This window comes from Luteimonas panaciterrae, assembly GCF_020511115.1.
Taxonomy (GTDB): domain Bacteria; phylum Pseudomonadota; class Gammaproteobacteria; order Xanthomonadales; family Xanthomonadaceae; genus Luteimonas; species Luteimonas panaciterrae.
In genome coordinates, this window is record NZ_JAJAVH010000014.1 from 62,549 (window position 1) to 81,879 (window position 19,331).

Annotated in this window: 16 protein-coding genes and 1 tRNA gene; 3 read left to right on the top strand and 14 right to left on the bottom strand. The window is 61.7% G+C overall.

Translation table 11 applies throughout. The features are described 5' to 3' along the window. A complete protein-coding gene (locus LG367_RS15160; RefSeq protein ID WP_226470109.1) occupies positions 1–684 on the top strand; it encodes a hypothetical protein in 684 nt (227 codons plus the stop codon). Further along, a complete protein-coding gene (locus tag LG367_RS15165; protein ID WP_226470110.1) occupies positions 671–1,687 on the top strand; it encodes a ComEC/Rec2 family competence protein in 1,017 nt (338 codons plus the stop codon). The genes LG367_RS15160 and LG367_RS15165 overlap by 14 nt, the downstream gene beginning before the upstream one ends. Positions 1,688–2,207: 520 nt before the next feature. Here LG367_RS15165 and LG367_RS15170 read toward each other — a convergent pair. The 11 genes from LG367_RS15170 to thrS all read right to left on the bottom strand — a co-directional run bounded on the left by LG367_RS15170 (position 2,208) and on the right by thrS (position 11,716). Further along, complete coding sequence (locus tag LG367_RS15170; protein ID WP_226470111.1) at positions 2,208–3,428, bottom strand: tyrosine-type recombinase/integrase; 1,221 nt, start codon at positions 3,426–3,428, stop codon at positions 2,208–2,210. 177 nt (positions 3,429–3,605) lie between these two features. Next, positions 3,606–3,682 (bottom strand) — tRNA-Pro (locus tag LG367_RS15175). A 27-nt stretch (positions 3,683–3,709) separates the two neighbouring features. Beyond that, positions 3,710–3,928: a hypothetical protein gene (locus tag LG367_RS15180; RefSeq protein WP_226470112.1), complete on the bottom strand. Its 219-nt coding sequence runs from the start codon at positions 3,926–3,928 to the stop codon at positions 3,710–3,712. A 44-nt stretch (positions 3,929–3,972) separates the two neighbouring features. Next, positions 3,973–4,329, bottom strand: coding sequence for a MerR family transcriptional regulator (locus LG367_RS15185; protein WP_226470113.1), 357 nt, complete (start codon positions 4,327–4,329; stop codon positions 3,973–3,975). Next, positions 4,322–4,627 (bottom strand): integration host factor subunit alpha, encoded by a 306-nt coding sequence (locus LG367_RS15190; protein ID WP_226470114.1) that lies wholly within the window; start codon positions 4,625–4,627, stop codon positions 4,322–4,324. Before LG367_RS15190 ends, LG367_RS15185 begins: the two co-directional genes overlap by 8 nt. Before the next feature lie 127 nt (positions 4,628–4,754). Further along, positions 4,755–7,145, bottom strand: coding sequence for a phenylalanine--tRNA ligase subunit beta (pheT, locus tag LG367_RS15195; protein WP_226470115.1), 2,391 nt, complete (start codon positions 7,143–7,145; stop codon positions 4,755–4,757). A 78-nt stretch (positions 7,146–7,223) separates the two neighbouring features. Continuing rightward, entirely contained in the window at positions 7,224–8,219 is a 996-nt protein-coding gene (pheS, locus tag LG367_RS15200; protein ID WP_226470116.1) for a phenylalanine--tRNA ligase subunit alpha, read from the bottom strand. A gap of 157 nt (positions 8,220–8,376) precedes the next feature. After that, complete coding sequence (rplT, locus tag LG367_RS15205; protein WP_226470117.1) at positions 8,377–8,736, bottom strand: 50S ribosomal protein L20; 360 nt, start codon at positions 8,734–8,736, stop codon at positions 8,377–8,379. Between the two features lie 13 nt (positions 8,737–8,749). After that, positions 8,750–8,947, bottom strand: coding sequence for a 50S ribosomal protein L35 (rpmI, locus tag LG367_RS15210; RefSeq protein ID WP_226470118.1), 198 nt, complete (start codon positions 8,945–8,947; stop codon positions 8,750–8,752). Between the two features lie 229 nt (positions 8,948–9,176). Further along, positions 9,177–9,722 (bottom strand): translation initiation factor IF-3, encoded by a 546-nt coding sequence (infC, locus tag LG367_RS15215; protein WP_226470119.1) that lies wholly within the window; start codon positions 9,720–9,722, stop codon positions 9,177–9,179. 65 nt (positions 9,723–9,787) lie between these two features. Then, entirely contained in the window at positions 9,788–11,716 is a 1,929-nt protein-coding gene (gene thrS / locus LG367_RS15220) for a threonine--tRNA ligase (protein ID WP_226470120.1), read from the bottom strand. Positions 11,717–12,028: 312 nt separating this feature from the next. On the opposite strand from thrS, the gene LG367_RS15225 reads away from it, so the two are divergent. After that, a complete protein-coding gene (locus LG367_RS15225) occupies positions 12,029–13,057 on the top strand; it encodes a LacI family DNA-binding transcriptional regulator (RefSeq protein ID WP_226470121.1) in 1,029 nt (342 codons plus the stop codon). A gap of 41 nt (positions 13,058–13,098) precedes the next feature. Here LG367_RS15225 and LG367_RS15230 read toward each other — a convergent pair whose 3' ends face one another. The 3 genes from LG367_RS15230 to LG367_RS15240 form a co-directional block, all read right to left on the bottom strand. Next, on the bottom strand, positions 13,099–14,817 hold the full coding sequence (locus tag LG367_RS15230; protein ID WP_226470191.1) for an alpha-amylase family glycosyl hydrolase: 1,719 nt from the start codon (positions 14,815–14,817) through the stop codon (positions 13,099–13,101). Further along, entirely contained in the window at positions 14,817–16,307 is a 1,491-nt protein-coding gene (locus tag LG367_RS15235; RefSeq protein WP_226470122.1) for an MFS transporter, read from the bottom strand. The genes LG367_RS15230 and LG367_RS15235 overlap by 1 nt, the downstream gene beginning before the upstream one ends. Positions 16,308–16,381: 74 nt before the next feature. Next, positions 16,382–19,153: a TonB-dependent receptor gene (locus LG367_RS15240; protein ID WP_226470123.1), complete on the bottom strand. Its 2,772-nt coding sequence runs from the start codon at positions 19,151–19,153 to the stop codon at positions 16,382–16,384. Between the last annotated feature and the right edge of the window lie 178 nt (positions 19,154–19,331).

Here is a 19,331-nt window from a genome sequence, read left to right on the forward strand (position 1 = left end):
ATGCGCGCGATAAAAACGGTCGCAGTCATAGACGACGACGACGATGCAGCGGAGACAATTATTGGGGCTCTTGAAGACGGAGATTTCACAGCATTCCGCCAAGAAGCGCACGAGTCCATCGAGGAACTCGTGAACGCCATAGTCACAAGTTCCGATGCTGCAGTTTGTGATCATCGGCTTCGGTATGGCGGTTTCGCCGATATCTCAGGAGCCGATCTGGCGTCCAGACTAGTACTTAGGGAGCACCCGACGATCCTGGTAACCCAGTACCTTGATCAGGATGCCGATATCGCAATCCGCAGCTATAGACCGAATCTTCCTGTCGTCCTAAGGCGCGAAGACGCCGATGAGCCGGACGAGCTACGCGATGCCTTTGCCCGTTGTGTTGTGGAGATTACACGTGGCCGAAAAGATGACCGGATCCCACAGTTAACGCTGCTGGAAGTTCTTTCCATCGAAAAAGTGAACGGCGCTAAGGTGATAGATGCGGTTGTTCACGGCTGGCACTCCTCGAACGCAGTCCGGTTTCCGATGTCGCTAGTAAAAGAAGCTGACAGAGACGGCATCAAGCCTGGTGATACGCTGAGTGCAATGACGAACCTGCGGACAGAAAAGCAGATCGATTTGTATTTTGAGGATGTGAAGCTTGCCCCAGCGCCGGATCCGAACGATGGCCTCGAGTGAGCTAATTGTTGTAGACGTTGGGCATGGCAATTGCGCCATTATTCAACATGGCACTGAGGCCATCGTCATTGATGCCCCAGCGAAGCCCATCGTCGCGCGAATTCTGGATGAGCTCGGCATTCAATCGATAAATTATTTAGTCCTATCGCACGCAGATGCAGATCATCTATCCGGCGCGGTCCCTCTGATTCTCAATCGGGAACGCCCCGTTGCCCATGTGTATGTCAATCCGGACAGACGGACTTCGCAGGCGTGGTTGCGATTTCGCCAAGCTGTAGCTACTGCACACAAAGAATTTCAGACCGCCACGACGGTCCATCCTTCGGTAAGCACTGCCGATTCTGGCACTATCACTATGGCTGGAACCACCTTGCACATCGTGCATCCACAACCTGAAATGTGCTTGACCGGCACGGGCGGAATCGATATCGATGGACAGAAGGTCACGGCAAATAACATGTCTGCCGTAGTTTTGGTCGAGCACAATGGGAACAGGATTTGTTTGCTAGCTGGTGACGCAGACCGACGCAGCCTCGATCGCATGGTTGACAACAAAGCTAACCTGCATGCTCAGATACTGATCTTTCCACACCACGGCGGACGCGCCGCCGTCAGCGACAACCGGAGTTTCGCCCGCGACCTTGTCGCATCTGTCGAACCTTCAGTTGTACTGTTCTCGCTCGGCCGCGGTTCTCACGGCACCCCTCGCCCTGAAATTGTTGCCGGCGTCAGAGAAGCAATGACCGAACAGCCGTCTCCCTACATCGCTTGTACCCAACTCTCCGCGCGCTGCGCAACAGTGTTACCAGCATCTGCGCCGAGAGTGCTCGATTCACGATCTGATGGATTCAAGGATAATAGGTGCTGTGCTGGAACGTTGACTCTTTCCTTGGCAGATGACGGCTTAGCTAAATTACTAGCGGACCTAGCGGAGCATCATGGGAACTTCGTGACCAAAGAGGTGCCTGGGGCGCTTTGTCGAAAGACATTGACAGCACGATGATTGTTAGCTGGAGCATGCCACGCGCCGTTCAAACAGACTAATTGCGAACATCCGCTTTGTATCGATAGTTGGCATAAATTATCAAGTCTAAAGTAGAAGAAAATAGACACGCCGCTCCAAGCTTATGGCCTCGGCTTTGGGCAAAGCCGTGCGGCCCGAATTTAATACTGGGTAGAAATTGATCCGGCCCCAGACCTTGGGGATGCGGACGCCTTTTGCAGGACTGGAATGGACCTAGAAGGTGCGCCGGCAGGAATAGAAGGCCATCCTAGACTCTGGCCGCTATAGGGGTGGCTCCCACCCGCTAGAAGGCCGTGAAATGCGGTTCGGCGCACCCAAGAGAGTTTTTGGACATAGAAAAAGTATGTGCCTGGGGCTGTGCCCAAGGACGGAGTTTTCTGACACTGTAAAAAGGAGATCGGCGTCTCAGCCAGCCGCGTTTCGCCGACTGAGAACAAGGCGGAACAATGAGAGGAGTTTGCGTTCCGGTTAGAGCGCCAACCCCGCCGATGCCTCTGTCTCACGCGACCCGAGGTTTCTTTATCGGAATGACCTTGTCCGCATCGTTTCGCAGCGCGTCCAGATAATCCGCCCATGCCTGCATCATCTTGCGGCGTTCGGCCAGGTGCGCTGTGCGATTGTAGGCGCGGCCGTTCGGATCGCGGACGGCGTGGGCAAGCTGGTGTTCGATATAGTCGGGGCGGAAGCCCAGCACCTCGTCCAGAATGGTACGTGCCATCGCGCGGAAGCCGTGACCGGTCATTGTGTCACCATCGAAGCCCATGCGACGTAGTGCAGCGGTCACGGTGTTCTCGCTCATCGGCCGATCCTTGCCGCGCACGCCCGGAAAGACGTATTCGCCGCGCCCGGTCAGCGGATGCAGGTCGCGCAGGATTTCCACGGCCTGCGACGCCAGCGGCACGATATGCGGCATCCCGGTCTTGCTTGCCGTGTAGCGCCACTCGCCCGCATCCAAGTCCATGTCAGCCCAGCGCGCGCGGCGCAGTTCCCCAGGGCGCACGAAAAACAACGGGGCCAGCTTCAATGCAGCCATGACGACTGGGGTTCCCTGATATCCGTGCAGCGCGCGCAGCAAGGGAGCAACTTCTGCCGGCTCGGTCAGGCTGGCAAAATGTCCGCCCTGCGGCTGCGACAATGCCCCAGCCAATTCCGCCGCCGGGTTGAACTGCAAGCGCCCGGTGGCAATACCGAAGCGGAACACCTGGGTCGCCAGCGTGCGCGCACGGTGTGCGGTCTCCACAGCGCCGCGCCGCTCGATACGCTGCAATGCAGCCAACAGCATCAGCGGCGTAATGTCGGCTATGGGTACACTCCCGATGTACGGCCCAAGGTCTTTTTCCAGCAGGCGACGCTCACGGATCGCCGTGCCGGGAGCAAGCTTCCCCGCCCGCTTCGCCATCAATTCGGCGGCGATGACCGCAAAACTATTGGCCGCACGCTCTTTGCCTGCGGCCTTTTCGGCTTTGCGCTGGATGCCGGGATCGCCGCCAGCGGCCAGCAGCTTGCGCGCCTCGTCTCGCTTGGCGCGCGCTTGCGCCAGCCCGACATCGGGATAGACCCCGAGCGCCAACCGCTTTTCCTTGCCCCCATAGCGGTATTTCAGCCGCCACCACTTGCCCCCAGCGGGCGCGATTTCCAGATATAGGCCGCCGCCGTCGAACAAGCGCAACGGCTTGTCTGCGGGCTTTGCTTTGCGAATGGCAGCATCGGAAAGGGGCATGGGGGCATCTCACTGGGGGCATCAGGCTGGCACGTCTCTCCATCTGCCCCCATATTTGCCCCCAGTTGCCCCAAGATTGCAAGAGCCGGCACTGGACGCCCCAAGACTCCGAGACAACAAAAAACCCGCATTTCTGCGGGTTTCTTGGACTTTCAAAGCCGTCACGAGACGGTAATTTGGTCGGGGTAGCCGGATTTGAACCGACGACCACTTGTCCCCCAGACAAGTGCGCTACCAGGCTGCGCTATACCCCGGTGCGAGGGATTATACCCTCTGGTCGATCACTCTTTGGAATCTTCCTGCCTGTCTCCGGTCCGCGGGCCAGATTCGGCCGACTCGGCTAATCCCGCTGATTCCTGCCCGGCAACCGGCGGCAAGGCGATCGGTGGCGGCGCCTCGCGCTTCCGGACTACAAGCCAGATCACGAGCACGATCACCGCTACGGGAACAAGGAAGCAACCCAGCGTGATCAGCCAATGAAAGATGCTGAAACTTCCCATGTCTTTCCTTCCTCCTTGAATGCAGGCAGGAAACGCAGACTGGATCAGCGGCGCAGCAGCTGCAGGATCTCCTCGAGCTCCATCCGCACCTGCTTGACGATCTGGCTGCTCAGCGCCGATTCCTGCTTGGCGCCATCACCTTCCAGGCGCAGGCGCGCACCGCCGATGGTGTAGCCCTGCTCGTACAGCAGGCCGCGGATCTGCCGCACCATCAGCACGTCGTGACGCTGGTAGTAGCGGCGGTTGCCGCGGCGCTTGGCCGGGCTCAGGCTCGGGAATTCGGTTTCCCAGTAGCGCAGCACGTGCGGCTTGACGTCGCACAGCTCGCTGACCTCACCGATGGTGAAGTAGCGCTTGGCCGGGATCGGCGGAAGTTCGCGATTGCTGCCGGGATCAAGCATGGTCACCGCCTGCGTAGGCTTCCACACGTTCCTTCAGCTTCTGTCCGGGACGGAACGTCACCACCGTGCGCGCGGAAATCGGAATTTCCTCGCCGGTCTTGGGATTGCGTCCGGGACGTTGATTCTTGCGGCGCAGATCGAAATTGCCGAAGCCGGACAGTTTCACCTGCCGCCCCTGCTGCAGCGCTTCGCGCAGCACGTCGAAGAACGCGTCGACGAATTCCTTCGCCTCGCGCTTGTTCAGGCCGACTTCTTCATACAACCGCTCGGCCATTTCCGCTTTCGTCAGTGCCGCCATGTCTGCTCCTTTACAAACCCTGATGCCATCCATGACGCAGCCCACACTGTCTTCGGACGTCCTGCCCCACCGTCCATGGTCGGGCATTCAGGAATCGCGCAGTGCCTGAAGGCACAGCGCCACTCCTTCAACTTCTGATCCGCCCCCCATGCGTGGACGCCAGGGCAGCCGTCACTTCGGCCACCACCACATCCACGTCGCGGTCGGTCAGAGTGCGGGAATCGTCCTGCAGAATCAAGCCCATGGCGAGACTCTTGAAACCGGTTTCGACCCCCTTGCCGACGTAGCGATCGAACAGGCGCAGCTCGCGCAGGCTGGTGCCCGCGGCCTTGCGCACCGTCGCGGAGATCGCCTCCCAGGCGAGATTTTCCGGAACGATGAACGCGAGATCGCGTCGTACCGAAGGAAATTTGGACAGCACGCCAGCGCGCGGCAACACCCGCTGCTGCAATGCGTCAAGCCCCAGCTCGAAGGCGATCACGGGGTGATCAAGGTCGAGGGCACGCTGCAATCGGGGGTGCAATTCACCGATCCAGCCTACCTGCACGCCGTCGCGGAACACGTCCGCCGAGCGGCCCGGATGCCCCCACGGCGCGCGTGACAGACGATATTCGAGCTGCGCGCCGGAGAGCGCGGCCAGGCTGTCGAGATCGCCCTTGAGATCGTGGAAATCGACGGAGCGCGATGCGACACCCCACTGCTCGGATGCGGCGGGACCGTAGACGGCGGTGGCGATGTGCTTCGTTTCTACAGGGCCGGATTCAGGCGTCTCATTCGCCGCAAATACATTGCCGACTTCGAACAGCCGCACCCGCGGCTGCTGACGCGCCACGTTGCGCGCCAACGCTTCGACCAGCCCCGGCAACAGACGCGTGCGCATGATGCCGAGTTCGGCGCTCAGCGGATTGGCCAGCGGCACGCTGCCTTGCGCGACATCCCAGCGCTGCAACAGCGCGGCATCCACGAAGGCGTAGTTGATCGCTTCCAGACAATCGCGCGCGATCAGCTGGCGGCGCAGTTCGGATTCGCCCACGAGCGTCTCGCTCGGCGTCACCACGCCCGCCGTGCTGCCTGGCAGCGTGGTCGGAATCGTGTCGTAGCCGTGGATGCGCGCGATCTCCTCGATCAGATCTTCCTCGATCGCGATGTCGAAGCGGCGCGTCGGCGGCGTCACGCGCCAGCCGTCGGCATTGGATTCGACCGCGAGACCGAGCGCGTGCAGGATGCGCTCGACTTCCGTATCGGCCACCGTCAGGCCGAGCACGCGCGCCAGCCGCGCACGCCGCAGCGTCACCGGCTGCGGGCGTGGGAGATATTCGGGCAACACGGCTTCGGTGATCGGGCCGGGCGCGCCGCCGGCGATCTCGACGATCAGGCGCGTGGCGTGCTCGATCGCGATGCGCGGCAGTTCCGGATCGACACCGCGTTCGAAACGATGACCGGCATCGGTATGCAAACCGAGCTTGCGCCCGCGACCGATGATCACCGCCGGTGTGAAATGCGCCGCTTCCAGGAACACATTGCGCGTCACGTCGGTGACGCGGCTGTCGTAGCCGCCCATGATGCCGCCGAGCGCAACGACGCGCTGCTCGGCACCGGCGCCGTCGGTGATGGCGAGGAACTGTTCGTCCAGCGTCACCGTCTCGCCGTTGAGCAGCTTGGTCGTCTCGCCCGCGCGCGCATGGCGCACGCCGACCGGCCCGCGCAGCGTGTCGCGATCGAAGGCGTGCATCGGCTGACCGATTTCCAGCATCACGTACTGAGTGACGTCGACCAGGAACGAGACCGGACGGATGCCGCTGCGACGCAGACGCTCGCTCATCCACAACGGTGTCGCCACCGCCGCGTTGACACCCTCGATCACGCGGCCGCAGTAGCGCGGCACGTCGGCGCCGGCGTGCAGTTCCACCGGCAGGGCGGCATCGTTGAGCGCCGGCATCGGTGTCACGTCGAATGACGTCACCTTGCTGCCACAGGCCGCGGCGACGTCGTAGGCGATGCCGCGAATGCCGAAGCAGTCGGCGCGGTTGGGCGTAAGCTTCAGTTCGATACTGGCATCGGGCAGGCAGAGCACTTCGGCGAGCGGTGCGCCGATGGGCGCGTCGTCCGGAAGCTCCAGCAGGCCGGACGCATCGGCATCCACGCCCAGCTCTTTCGCTGAGCACAGCATGCCGTTGGATTCGACACCGCGCAGCTTCGCCGCCTTGATGACGATGTCGCCGACCCTGGTGCCGATCGTCGCCAACGGCGCGACCAGACCAGGGCGTGCATTCGGCGCGCCGCAGACGATCTGCAGCAGTTCGCCCTTCCCGGCATCGACCTGGCACACCTGCAGGCGATCGGCCTCGGGATGCTTCGCGCACTTGACGATACGCGCCACGATCACGCCATCGAGCGATGCGCCGAGCGGCGTGATGTCCTCGACTTCCAGGCCGATCGCGGTCAGGGTGGCGGCCAGCTGCTCGCGTGTGGCGTCGACTTCGACGTGTTGGCGGAGCCAGTTTTCGGAGAATTTCATTGCTTACTCATCCGGTCAGCGTTGAGCGGCGGCGGAAAGACAACTCTTGTCGTCTTGCCGGCCGCTCGCCGTTTGTCTTCAGGCGAACTGCTTCAGGAAACGCACGTCGTTGTCGAAGAAGCTGCGCAGATCGTCGACGCCGTAACGCAACATCGCATGCCGCTCCACGCCCATGCCGAAGGCGAAGCCGGTGTAGCGCTCCGGATCGATGCCGCAGTTGCGCAGCACGTTCGGATGCACCATGCCGCAACCCATGACCTCGAGCCAGCGCGTGCTGCCGTCGGCCTGTTCCCACGCGATGTCGACTTCCGCCGACGGTTCGGTGAAGGGGAAGTAGCTCGGGCGGAAGCGCATGGCGAAATCGCGCTCGAAGAAGGCGCGCTCGAATTCGGCGATGGTGCCCTTCAGATCGGCCATGCTGGCGTGCTCGTCGATCACCAGGCCCTCGCACTGATGGAACATCGGCGTGTGGGTCTGGTCGGAATCGGAGCGGTACACCTTGCCGATCGCGATCATGCGCAGCGGCGGCTTGTGCTGCAGCATGTAGCGGATCTGCATGTTCGAGGTATGCGTGCGCAGCAGGCGGCCGTCGCCGAAATAGAACGTGTCGTGCATCGCGCGCGCCGGATGATGCGGCGGGAAGTTCAGCGCCTCGAAGTTGTGCCAGTCGTCCTCGATTTCCGGGCCGCTCTCGATGTCGTAGCCCATGCGGCCAAAGATGTCGGCCATGCGCTCGATAGTGCGGCTGATCGGATGCAAACCGCCGCGCGCGGCGTCGCGACCGGGCAAGGTCACGTCGATGGTTTCCGCCGCCAGGCGCGCATCCAGCACCGCGGCGTCGAGCGCCGCCTTGCGCGCCGTCAGCGCTTCGCCGATGGCGTCGCGGGCACGGTTGATGACCTCGCCCACCGCCTTGCGCTGATCGCCGGGCAGCGCGCCCAGCGATTTCAGCTGCGCGGTGATGCTGCCGGACTTGCCGAGCAGTGCCACGCGCAGCGCTTCGACCGCATCGGGTGTCTGCGCCGAGGCGATGTCGGCCAGCGCCTGCTGTTTGATTTGTTCGACGTCACTCATTGATTCGATTCTCGCAAATCCCTCACCGTCGCACCGCGAGTGCGAGATGACGGATAGAAAACGAACGCCCAAACGAAATGTGGGGAAGGACTTGCGCCCTTCCCCACGTATTCGGCGATTCGCACCGCCTCGGTATTGCTTCTGTGGAGATCGCGGATTACGCCGCGAGCGCGCCCTTCGCCTTTTCAGCCAAGGCCGCAAAACCCTTCGCGTCGTGCACGGCGATATCCGCCAGCACCTTGCGGTCGAGGGTGATGCCGGCCTTCAGCAGGCCGTTCATAAATCGGCTGTAGCTCAGGCCGTTGATGCGGGCCGCGGCGTTGATACGCGCAATCCACAGCGTGCGGAACTGGCGCTTTTTCTGCTTACGGCCGATGTAGGCGTACTGCAGGGCCTTCGTCACCGCCTGCTTGGCGACGCGGAAAACCTTGCGACGGGCGTTGTAGTAGCCCTTGGCCTGCTTCAGAACCTTCTTGTGACGGCGGCGTGCCTGCACACCACGTTTGACTCGTGCCATTGTTCAGCCCTCCTCAGAGATACGGCAGCATGCGGTCCAGACGGCCGCTGTCTTCGGCACGAATGTGATTCGTCTGCCGGAGGTTGCGCTTCCGCTTGGTCGCTTTCTTGGTGAGGATGTGGCTGCGGTTGGCGTGGCCTGCCTTGTACTTGCCGGAAGCGGTCTTCCGGAAGCGCTTGGCCGCGCCCCGATGCGTCTTGATCTTGGGCATAGCGATTTCCTTAGGGATTTTCTTCGACTGGCCTGGGCGGTGACTTGACGCCACACTTTCCGTCCTGCCCGTGCCGGCTTGTAAGTCACTGATTCCAAAAGAAATCCGCGACAGGTCCAAATACAGCAAAAAACAACCCGGCAAACCGGGCCGAGCATTATGCCCTGCCCTGGTTTCCCTTGCAAATCAGGAGGTTCGCTCCGGCTTTGGCGCCGGGAGCGGATGCCGGTTACTTCTTCTTCGGGGCGATCATCATCACCATCTGCCGGCCTTCCAGGCGCGGGCGGGATTCGATGACGATGTCCTCGCCGAGATCAGCCTCGATGCGCGCGGCCATTTCACGGCCGAGTTCCTGATGGCTCATCTCGCGACCGCGGAAGCGGATGTTGACCTTGATCTTGTCGCCCTCTTCCAGGAAGCGGCGCATATTGCGCAGCTTGATCTGGTAGTCACCTTCGTCGGTGACCGGGCGGAACTTCATTTCCTTGATCTCGACCTGCTTCTGCTTCTTCTTGGCCTCGTTGGCCTTCTTCTGCTGCTCGAAGCGGAACTTGCCGAAATCCATGATCTTGCAGACCGGCGGATCGGCGTTGGGCTGGATTTCAACCAGATCCAAGCCTTCGTCCTCGGCCATCTGCAGCGCTTCATCGCGCGTGAGCACGCCGATCATTTCGCCGTCGGACCCAATCACGCGCACGCGTGGGACGCGAATTTCGTTGTTGCGGCGATTCTGCTTTTCAGGGGTACTGATGTTTCGATCTCCAAGATGACTCATGCCGGATGCATTCCGCATCCGGGCCTACCGCGCACGCCCGAATATGGGCATGCGCGATCAATGCTTCAAGCAGCCGCGCCTTCATCACGCGGACGGCTCGACTCAATGCTACGCAAGCGCGCGGCGAAGTCTGCGACAGACATCGAGCCCAGATCTTCCCCCGTTCGCGAGCGCACAGCGATGGCCGCGTTTTCCTTTTCGCGGTCGCCCGCTACGAGCAGATACGGCACGCGCTGGAGCGTATGTTCGCGAATCTTATAGCCGATTTTTTCGTTCCGCAAATCCGATTCGACCCGGAAGCCTTGATTTACAAGGGTTTTCCGAACCTCCTCGACATAGTCGGCCTGATTATCCGTGATATTCATCACAGTTGCCTGCACCGGAGCCAGCCAGGCCGGGAATGCACCAGCGTGGTGCTCGATCAGGATGCCGATGAACCGCTCCATCGAGCCGACGATGGCCCGGTGCAGCATCACCGGCGTCTGGCGCTGGCTGTGCTCGTCCACGTACTCGGCGCCGAGGCGGCCGGGCATCATGAAATCGACCTGCATCGTGCCCAGCTGCCAGGTCCGGCCGATGGCGTCCTTCAGGTGGTACTCGATCTTGGGACCGTAGAAGGCGCCCTCGCCCGGCAGCTCCTGCCATTCCACCCCGCAGGCCGACAGGGCGCTGCGCAGGGCGGCCTCCGCCTTGTCCCAGGTCGCGTCGTCGCCCAAGCGCGGTTCCGGGCGCAGGGCGATCTTGATCTGGATGTCGTCGAAGCCGAAATCCTGGTAGACCGCCAGGGCCTGGCGATGGAAAGCGGTGACCTCGGCCTCGATCTGGTCCTCGCGGCAGAAGATGTGGCCGTCGTCCTGGGTGAAGCCGCGTACGCGCAGGATGCCGTGCAGCGCGCCCGAGGGCTCGTTGCGATGACAGGAGCCGAACTCGCCGTAGCGGATCGGCAGGTCGCGATAGCTGTGCAGGCCCTGGTTGAACACCTGAACATGGCCCGGGCAGTTCATCGGCTTGACCGCGTAGGTGCGCTTCTCCGACTCGGTGAAGAACATGTTCTCCTTGTAGTTGTCCCAGTGGCCGGACTTCTGCCACAGCGACACGTCCAGGATCTGCGGGCAGCGCACTTCACCGTAGCCGCTCTCACGGTAGACGCGGCGCATGTACTGCTCGACCACCTGCCAGATCGACCAGCCCTTCGGATGCCAGAACACCAGGCCCGGCGCTTCTTCCTGCAGATGGAACAGGTCCTGCTGCTTGCCGATCCTGCGATGGTCGCGCTTCTCGGCTTCCTCGATGCGCTGGATGTAGGCCGCCAGCTGCTTCTTGTCGGCCCAGGCGGTGCCGTAGATGCGCTGCAGCTGCTCGTTCTTGGAATCACCGCGCCAGTACGCACCGGAAATGCGCGTGAGCTTGAAGGCCTTCAGGAAGCGCGTGTTCGGCACGTGCGGACCGCGGCACATGTCGACGTATTCCTGGTGGTAGTACAGGCCCATCTGCGTCTCGTTGGGCATGTCGTCGATCAGGCGCAGCTTGTAGTCCTCGCCGCGCGACTTGAACACATCGATGACCTCCGCGCGCGGCGTCATCTTCTTGACCACGTCGTAGTCCTGGTCGATCAGCTCGACCATGCGCTTCTCGATCGCGGCCAGGTCGTCCGGCGTGAACGGGCGCTCGTACCAGATGTCGTAGAAGAAGCCTTCCTCGATCACCGGACCGATCACCATCTTCGCGGTCGGATACAGCTGCTTGACCGCATGGCCGACCAGATGCGCGGACGAATGGCGGATGATCTCCAGCCCCTCCTCGTCCTTGGGCGTGATGATCGAAAGCGTCGCGTCGTGGTCGATGCGGTCGCTAGCATCGACCAGCTGGCCGTCGACCTTGCCGGCGAGGGTCGCCTTGGCCAGGCCCGGGCCGATGGATTGGGCCACTTCCATGACGGAAACGGGATGTTCGTATTCGCGGCGGCTGCCGTCGGGGAGCGTGATCGTGATCATTGGGTATCAGGCGGATGCGCATATCTCCGACACCCGCTGGAATCGGAGCATGGGCTTTGGCGTTGGGAAGTCCGGCCATCGAACCACGCCGTCAGCGTGGTGAGGTGGCCGGGCTCTTGTTCAGGGACGAACGTAACGGTCAGCGATGGGCGGTGGTAGTGCTCATGTCGCACGCTCGGCCGGCGTTTCCGCGGGCCACCTTGTCCCTGGGTGGATGGCCGAATTCTAACGCGGATTTAGCGCTCGGAAAGCCCCATCGGCGGCGGGCGTATCATTCTGCTCCCCATCACGACCGTACCTCGACCGCGCCGCATGACGACCCGGGGCAAACCGACATCGCTGGACATCGCCCACCTGGCCGGGGTCTCCCAGCCGACGGTGTCGCGCGCGCTCAGCGGCAGTCCCATGGTCAACGAGGAGACCCGCCGCCGCATCCTCGCCATCGCCGAGCAGCTGAACTACAAGGTCGACAAGAACGCCTCCAACCTGCGCCGGCAGCATTCGGGCACGATCGCCCTGCTGTTCTTCGAGGATCCGACGCCCGACGACTCGCAGATCAACCCGTTCTTTCTCTCCATGCTCGGCTCGATCACCCGCGCCTGCGGCCAGCGCGGCTACGACCTGCTGATCTCCTTCCAGCAGCTGTCCGAGGACTGGCAGGCCGAGTACGAGGACAGCCACAAGGCCGACGGCATCCTGCTGCTCGGCTACGGCGACTATCTCGAATCGCAATCACGACTGCTGCGGATGGCCGAGCGCGGCACGCACTTCGTGCGCTGGGGCTCGGCCTCGAAGGACCAGCCCGGCGTTTCGATCGGTTGCGACAACGTGCAGGGCGGACACGACATCACCGCGCATCTGATCGCACAAGGGCGCCGCCGCATCGCCTTCCTTGGACATGCCTCCGAGCACTATCCGGAATTCCTGGAACGCTATCGCGGCTATACCGCGGCCTTGCACGAGGCCGGACTGGAGCCCGTGGCGTCGCTGCAAGCCGATGCGATCACGACCGAGCAGTCCGGTTATGAGGCTGCCATCACCCTGCTCGCGAATGGCGAAAGCTTCGACGCCGTTTTCGGCGCCAGCGACCTGATCGCCATCGGCGCCTTGCGCGCATTGGCGGAACACGGACTGCGCGTTCCCGGCGACGTCGCCGTCGCCGGTTTCGACGACATCCCCATGGCCAGCCTGGTGACGCCGGCATTGTCGACCGTGCAACAGGACACGCGCCTTGCCGGCACGCTGCTGGTCGAAAGCCTGCTGCGGTTGATCCAGGGTGAGCAGGTCGAGAATCAGACGATTCCCGCGAAGCTGATCGTGCGGGCCTCGACGGGCGCTTAAGGGCTCGTCATTCCGGCGCAAGCCGGAATGACGAGCGACAACTAATTCTTCGACTCGGCCGCCTGGGATCGCGATTTTCTCGTCATCAGTTCTTCCAGTCGCGCCCGAAGATCGCTCCTGGTGATCGGACCATCGAAGAAAAAGACGCGCACGCCATGCGCAGGGACTTCAGCCGCCAGCGTTTCCTGCACCTTCGAATCACGGCCACCGAACGCATCGCGCCATGTCCCGGGCTCCAGATACTCACGAGCCTCCATGCGCTTCGCGGCATTTCCCTTGTTGAGCATGACGAGCGCGACCTGATGCTCGCCGCCATGCGCATACACACGGTAGAACACCGCCTCATCGCCCTTTAGACGCACATTCAACTGCAAGCCGCGCTGCAACGCGGGCGAAGCCTGCCGCACCGAGGCGATGCGCGCCAGCGATGTCCGGATCGGATTCCCGCGCGCGGCCTCGATGCGCCCCTGGCCGAAATAGTTGCGATTGCCGGCGTGCTCGGCACGCCCGCGCATGAATCCGACTTCGGATCCGTAGTAGATCACCGGAATCCCGCGCGCGGTGAACAACCAGTTGTGCGCATCGATGAACCCCGCATCCGTGGCATCCAGCCGCGGCATGTCGTGATTGTCATAGAACGTCATCAACTCGTATGGATTGGCGAAGGGTCCGTTTTCCAGATGCAGCGGCTCGACCAGATTTTCGAACCCTGCGTTGGAATGACCGAATACCTCAGCCAGCTCCGCATTCAGCGGAAAATCCAGCACGCTGGTCTCGCCATGCCCGCGCCAGGTGTGATGGGCGATCTTGTTCGCGTCGTAATCAAAGGCTTCGCCAAACATGAAAAAGCCGGGATGCTTGGCGCGGATGCGGCTCGTGAACTTCTGCCAGAACGCATCCGGCATCCAACCGATCGTATCGATGCGGAAGGCATCGGCGCCCTGCCCGATCCACTGCTCATATGCGCCAGCAAGATAGTCCAGCACCGCCGGGTTGTTCTCGTTGAAATCCGACAGCTCCGCCAACCCGCCGCCGGTGTTGTAGAAGGCATGCAAGGGATTGTGCGCGGGATCGAGCTTCGACGGCGGCAGGTTCTGATGGTCCGCCAGCAGCTTGCCGTCCTTGTCGAAGATCTGACCGAACTTCGGCTGCGCCTTCGGCATCGTGTACGCAGGCGAACCATGGTTGCCGACGATGTCCAGCACCACCTTCAGGTCCTGCGCGTGCATCGCCTTCGTGAAACCGGCGAAATCGAGGCCTGGGCTCGGCAGATGCTCGTCGACACGGTAGAAATTCACGCCCCAATAGCCGTGATAGCCGGCCTTGCCGCGATCCGTCAGGAAACTGCCCCACGTGACGGGCTTGCCGCCGGTGAAGGCTTCATCGGGATTATCGACGATGGGCGTGATCCAGACCGCATCGAACCCCATCTCCCGGATGTAGCCGGCGTTGTCGAGGATGCCTTTGAAATCGCCGCCGAGGTAGCCGATGTTATCGCTCTCGCCATTCGGACCCGAGATCGGAATATCGAAAGTGCGATGTTCACCGCCTTGGTCGCGATGATCGTTTCCGGTGTCACCATTGACGAAGCGGTCGGTCACGACGAAATAGATCGCGTTCGCCGCGAACGGCTCCAGCGTTCCGTAATAATCATCAGCCACCACGCTCTTCTTCGGTACAGCGGAATCACTCTGGGGCTGACAACCAGCGACCGCAGCCGCCAGCGCGAACAATGCCAGACCAGCCAGCGAGCGCACCATCATCGCGCCACCGAAGTTTGTGACACGGGCGCGGGCTGCGGAACGCGCAGCACGCAAAGCCCCGCGACAACCAGGCTGATGCCCCCGATCGTCAACGCCTGGATCGGCGCTCCGCCGAAGAACGTCTTCAAAAGCACACCCAAAACACTGGCCGCCACCAACTGCGGAATCACGATGAAGAAGTTGAAGATACCCATGTAAACGCCCATCTTCTGCGCCGGCACGCTGTCCGAGAGCAAGGCATATGGCAGCGACAGGATCGATGCCCAGGCGAAGCCGACGCCCGCCATCGACAGCAGCAGCCATTGCGGATCGCGGATCACCGTGATCGACAGCAGGCCCAGCCCACCGAGCACGGCATTGATCAGATGGCTGAAACGAATGCCGAACATCCGCACCATCCACGGAATCGCAATCGCGGCCAACGCCGCGAAGCCGTTGTAGGCCGCGAACAACACGCCAACCCAGTTCGCGCCCTCGTTATAAGCCGCAGACGTGGTATCGGTGCTGCCGAAGTGCATCTCGGCAACCGCCGAGGTGGTGTAGATCCACATCGCGAACAACGCGAACCAGGAGAAGAACTGCACCACCGCCAGCGTGCGCATGGCGGCCGGCATCTCCTGCATGTCGTCCACGATATTGGTGAAGGCATTCGTGGAGCGCAACCAGGTCCGGATCAGCAATGCGGCGCCGTAGAAGATCATGAGACCGGCGAGAATCAGCAACTGCTTGTCCAGCCTCCACTCCACGATCCCGGCAACGGCAGCGATGCCAGCGACGAGCCACGCAAGGGCATGACGCCGGATACGCTTCGGCTCGAAATCGCGCGCGGGTAATGGCGGCGCCTCATCCCAGGCTTCGAGGGTCTCCGGCGGATATTCCCGTGTGCGCAGCACCGTCCACAGGATCGCGAGAAACAGTACGGCGCCGCCGAAATAGAACGCATAACGCACGGTATCCGGCACCTCGCCAGGCCCCGCCGTGTTTCCGACGCCAGCCTTCGCCAGCAGCCACGGCAGCAGACTCGCGATGACGGATCCGATCCCGATGAAGAAGCTCTGCATCAGATAGCCCGTCGGACGTTGCTTCTGCGGCAGCTGGTCGCCGACGAAGGCGCGGAATGGCTCCATCGAAACGTTGATCGAGGCGTCCAGTATCCACAGCAGGCCAGCCGCGATCCACAAGGTCGGCGAATTCGGCATCGCCAGCAATGCAAGCGTGGCGAGGATCGCGCCCACCATGAAATACGGACGCCGGCGTCCAAGACGCGTCCAGGTCCGGTCGGAGAAATAGCCGACGATCGGCTGCACCAGCAGCCCGGTCAGCGGCGCCGCGATCCACAGCATCGGGATCTCGTCGACGTCGGCGCCGAGTGTCTGGAAAATGCGGCTGACATTGGCGTTCTGCAGCGCGAAACCGAACTGGATGCCCAGGAATCCGAAGCACATGTTCCAGATCTGCCAGAACGACAGCTGCGGTTTACCGGTCATGCACTACACCAGTCGGCGATGCGGACAGCATACAGACTCGCGCGGGAGCGTTTGCGACGCTCCCGCGCGATCGGTCAGAACTTGGCGCTGAAACGGATGCCGTACATCCGCGGGGTGTTGAGGTAGCGGATGTTGACCGAGTTGTTGATGAAGCCCTTGCCGGAATAGACCTCGTCGGTCAGGTTCGAGATGAAGCCGTCGACGCGCATGCTCTCGTCCTGCCCGAAATTCAGGCCAGCCGAAACGTTGACAGTGGTGAAGCCGTCGACGTCGTCGCGCATGGCCAAGCCGTTCAACGGCGTCGGCCCGAAGGCGTCGTTGTTGTTGTTGAACTTCATTTGCTCAAGGGGGATTTCTCTAACCCCGACACGGTTGCCCGCGGTGTCGTAGACACCTGCGAATCCCTTGCCATTGAACGCCGTCAAATAGTACTTCGATCGATACGACAAGTTGATCGTCCAATCGAAAGAACCAATCCCACCCCAACTCACATCTACAGTCTGCGAAAGGTTGAGGTTGACGTTGTACTTCGAAGTGAATGGAAGGCGATTCCCATCGATCGGCACAAACAACCCATCATCGTCACAGCCACATCCCGGGGTTCGCGTATCGAGAATATCCGAATTCTTAAATTTGGTATCCAGATACGTGAAGTTGTACCCGAGATCGATGCCGTGGGCGAAACCAAACTTCCCCTCCAACTCTAGTCCAAGAACCCTAGCATTTGCTGCATTGTCGTTGTAGACCAAACGTTTCGTGGCATTGGGATTACCACCGTTTGGGTTTGGGATATCGATCATGTTCTGCAACACCTTGTCCTTATAGTCGTAGTAGAACAAAGCGGTGTTCATACGCACGGGCACTTCGCCCCAGGTCATGTCGCTCTTCAAGCCAACCTCATAGGAAGTCAGCTTCTCTGGCTTGAAGGTGGTGGCTAGCTTGGTGCCATTGTCTAGAAACAGCGGTCGATTCAGGCCGCCGGAACGCGTACCTGTGGACACCGTGGCATAGAACATCATGTCGTCGGTGATGTCGTATTCGACGCCCGCACGCCAGTCGACGAAGCTGTCCTTGTAGACGTCCTTGCTCGTGCCGTTGGGGAAGTCAGACGTGATCCGGACCTCGATCTGGTCGTGGTACGCGCGCAGGAAATCGTCCCAGTTGTCGTTGGCGCCCCAGTTCGCGATGCCATCCAGGAAGTAGTCCACGGAGTTGGGGCCGGGCGTGCAACCGCTGGCACCGCAGACACTCGGCGTGTTGAATGAACGCTCGCCCGGCGCCTTCAACCGGAAACCCGGTGAACCGATGACGAGATCGGATGGCGTGATACCGAAGTCGGCGAACAACTCTTCCGGCACGATGAACTGGTACTGCGCGTTCGTTTCCTTCGCGGTCTTCTTGTCGCGGGTGTAACGGGCGCCACCGATCAGGCGCAGCTTGTCGTTGACGGCGAAACTGAGATCGGCGTAGACGGCATTCGATTCGACTTCCGAACCGTTGCCGCGGTTTTCGCCGCCCAGACCGTTCTGCCAACCACAGATGGTGCCGGGGCGATACCAGTCGCAATCACCCCAGTAGCCGTTGCCCACGTCCCAGGAGACGTAGTCGTATTTCTCGCCGTAGTTGAACAGGCCCGCAGACCAGATCAGACGGCCGGTGTCGCCGAAGAAACGCAGCTCGTTGACGCGCGAACTGGACTTGTCGGCCTGATAAAACGTGTCATACCACTGCAGGCGATTCGGTGCGTGATAGGCGTCCGCTTCCGAACCGGGATACACCGGACCGAGCTGCCATTCGCGCGAGGCGTTCTTGTTGTAGAAATCGTACTTGCGATAGGACGTGTTGAACTCCACCGACACCGCATCGTTGAAGTGGTAGGTGAAGGTGCCCGAGATGCCCTTGATGTCGTTGGTGCTGTAGCCCGGCCGGCGGAAGTACTGGCGGAAGGGGTCGTCGAGATCCTTGATGTCGTAACCGGCGGACAACGCACGCTCGGTGAACATGCCGGGATCGCCCGTGCCCTTCTCCTTGACGTTGTCCAGCATCATGTAGGCGGAGAATTTATCGTTCGGCTGCCACAGGAACGATGCACGCACGGCGGTGTTGTCGATCGCACCCGGTCCCTCGTAGTCGAAGGGATAGCCGTTCTCGATGTAGGAATCGCGCTTCTCGTTGAACAGCGCGATACGCGTGGCCAGCGTTTCGGTCAGGGGAACGTTGACCACGGCCTCGAACTGGCGGAAGTCGTAGTTGCCGACGCCGAGTTTCACGTTGCCGCCGAACTCGCCCAGCTGCGGCTGGTTCGGGATCACGTTGATCGAACCGGCGGCGGCGTTGCGGCCGCGCACCGTGCCTTGCGGGCCCTTGTTGACTTCCACGCGCTCGATGTCGAAGAACATCGGCCCGATCGAACGCGGGCGCGGCAGGTACACGCCGTTGTAGTAGGTGGCGACGGCGGGATCGGAGGAGAAGTCGGAATCGGAAGCACCGATGCCGCGCAGGTACATCTCGTACTTGCCTTCCTGCTTGGTGATCTGCAGCGCCGGCACGACGGCCGAGAGATTGCGGATGTCGGTGTTGACGCCGAGCTTGTCCAGCTGCGTCGCGGTGAACGACTGGATCGTGCCGGAATACTTCTGGATCGACTGCACGCGACGGTTACCGGTCACCTGCACGGTTTCGAGCGTGGAGGCTCCAGCAGTGGCCGTTTGCGTTTCGGCAGCGGGTTGCGTGTCCGCGGGCGCAGGCGTCGATTCCTGGGCAACGGCGGAAAAGGCGAAGCCTGCACATGCGGACGCCAGCGCGGCGGCCAGCAGGTCACGCTTTGGAAAGCGAGACTTGAACATCAGACGTACCCCCTCCGGGTCGTTGATATGGATTTTTTTGCTGCGCTTGCGGATGCGAGGACGATCGCGCTACGCAGTTCCTAACCGCCCCCTCGGCGCGGTGGCAATGGTGTTACGCCGAGGTGACGGAAACAATTGCATGCATACGTATTCATTGCGTCGAGATCGTTCTTCGACG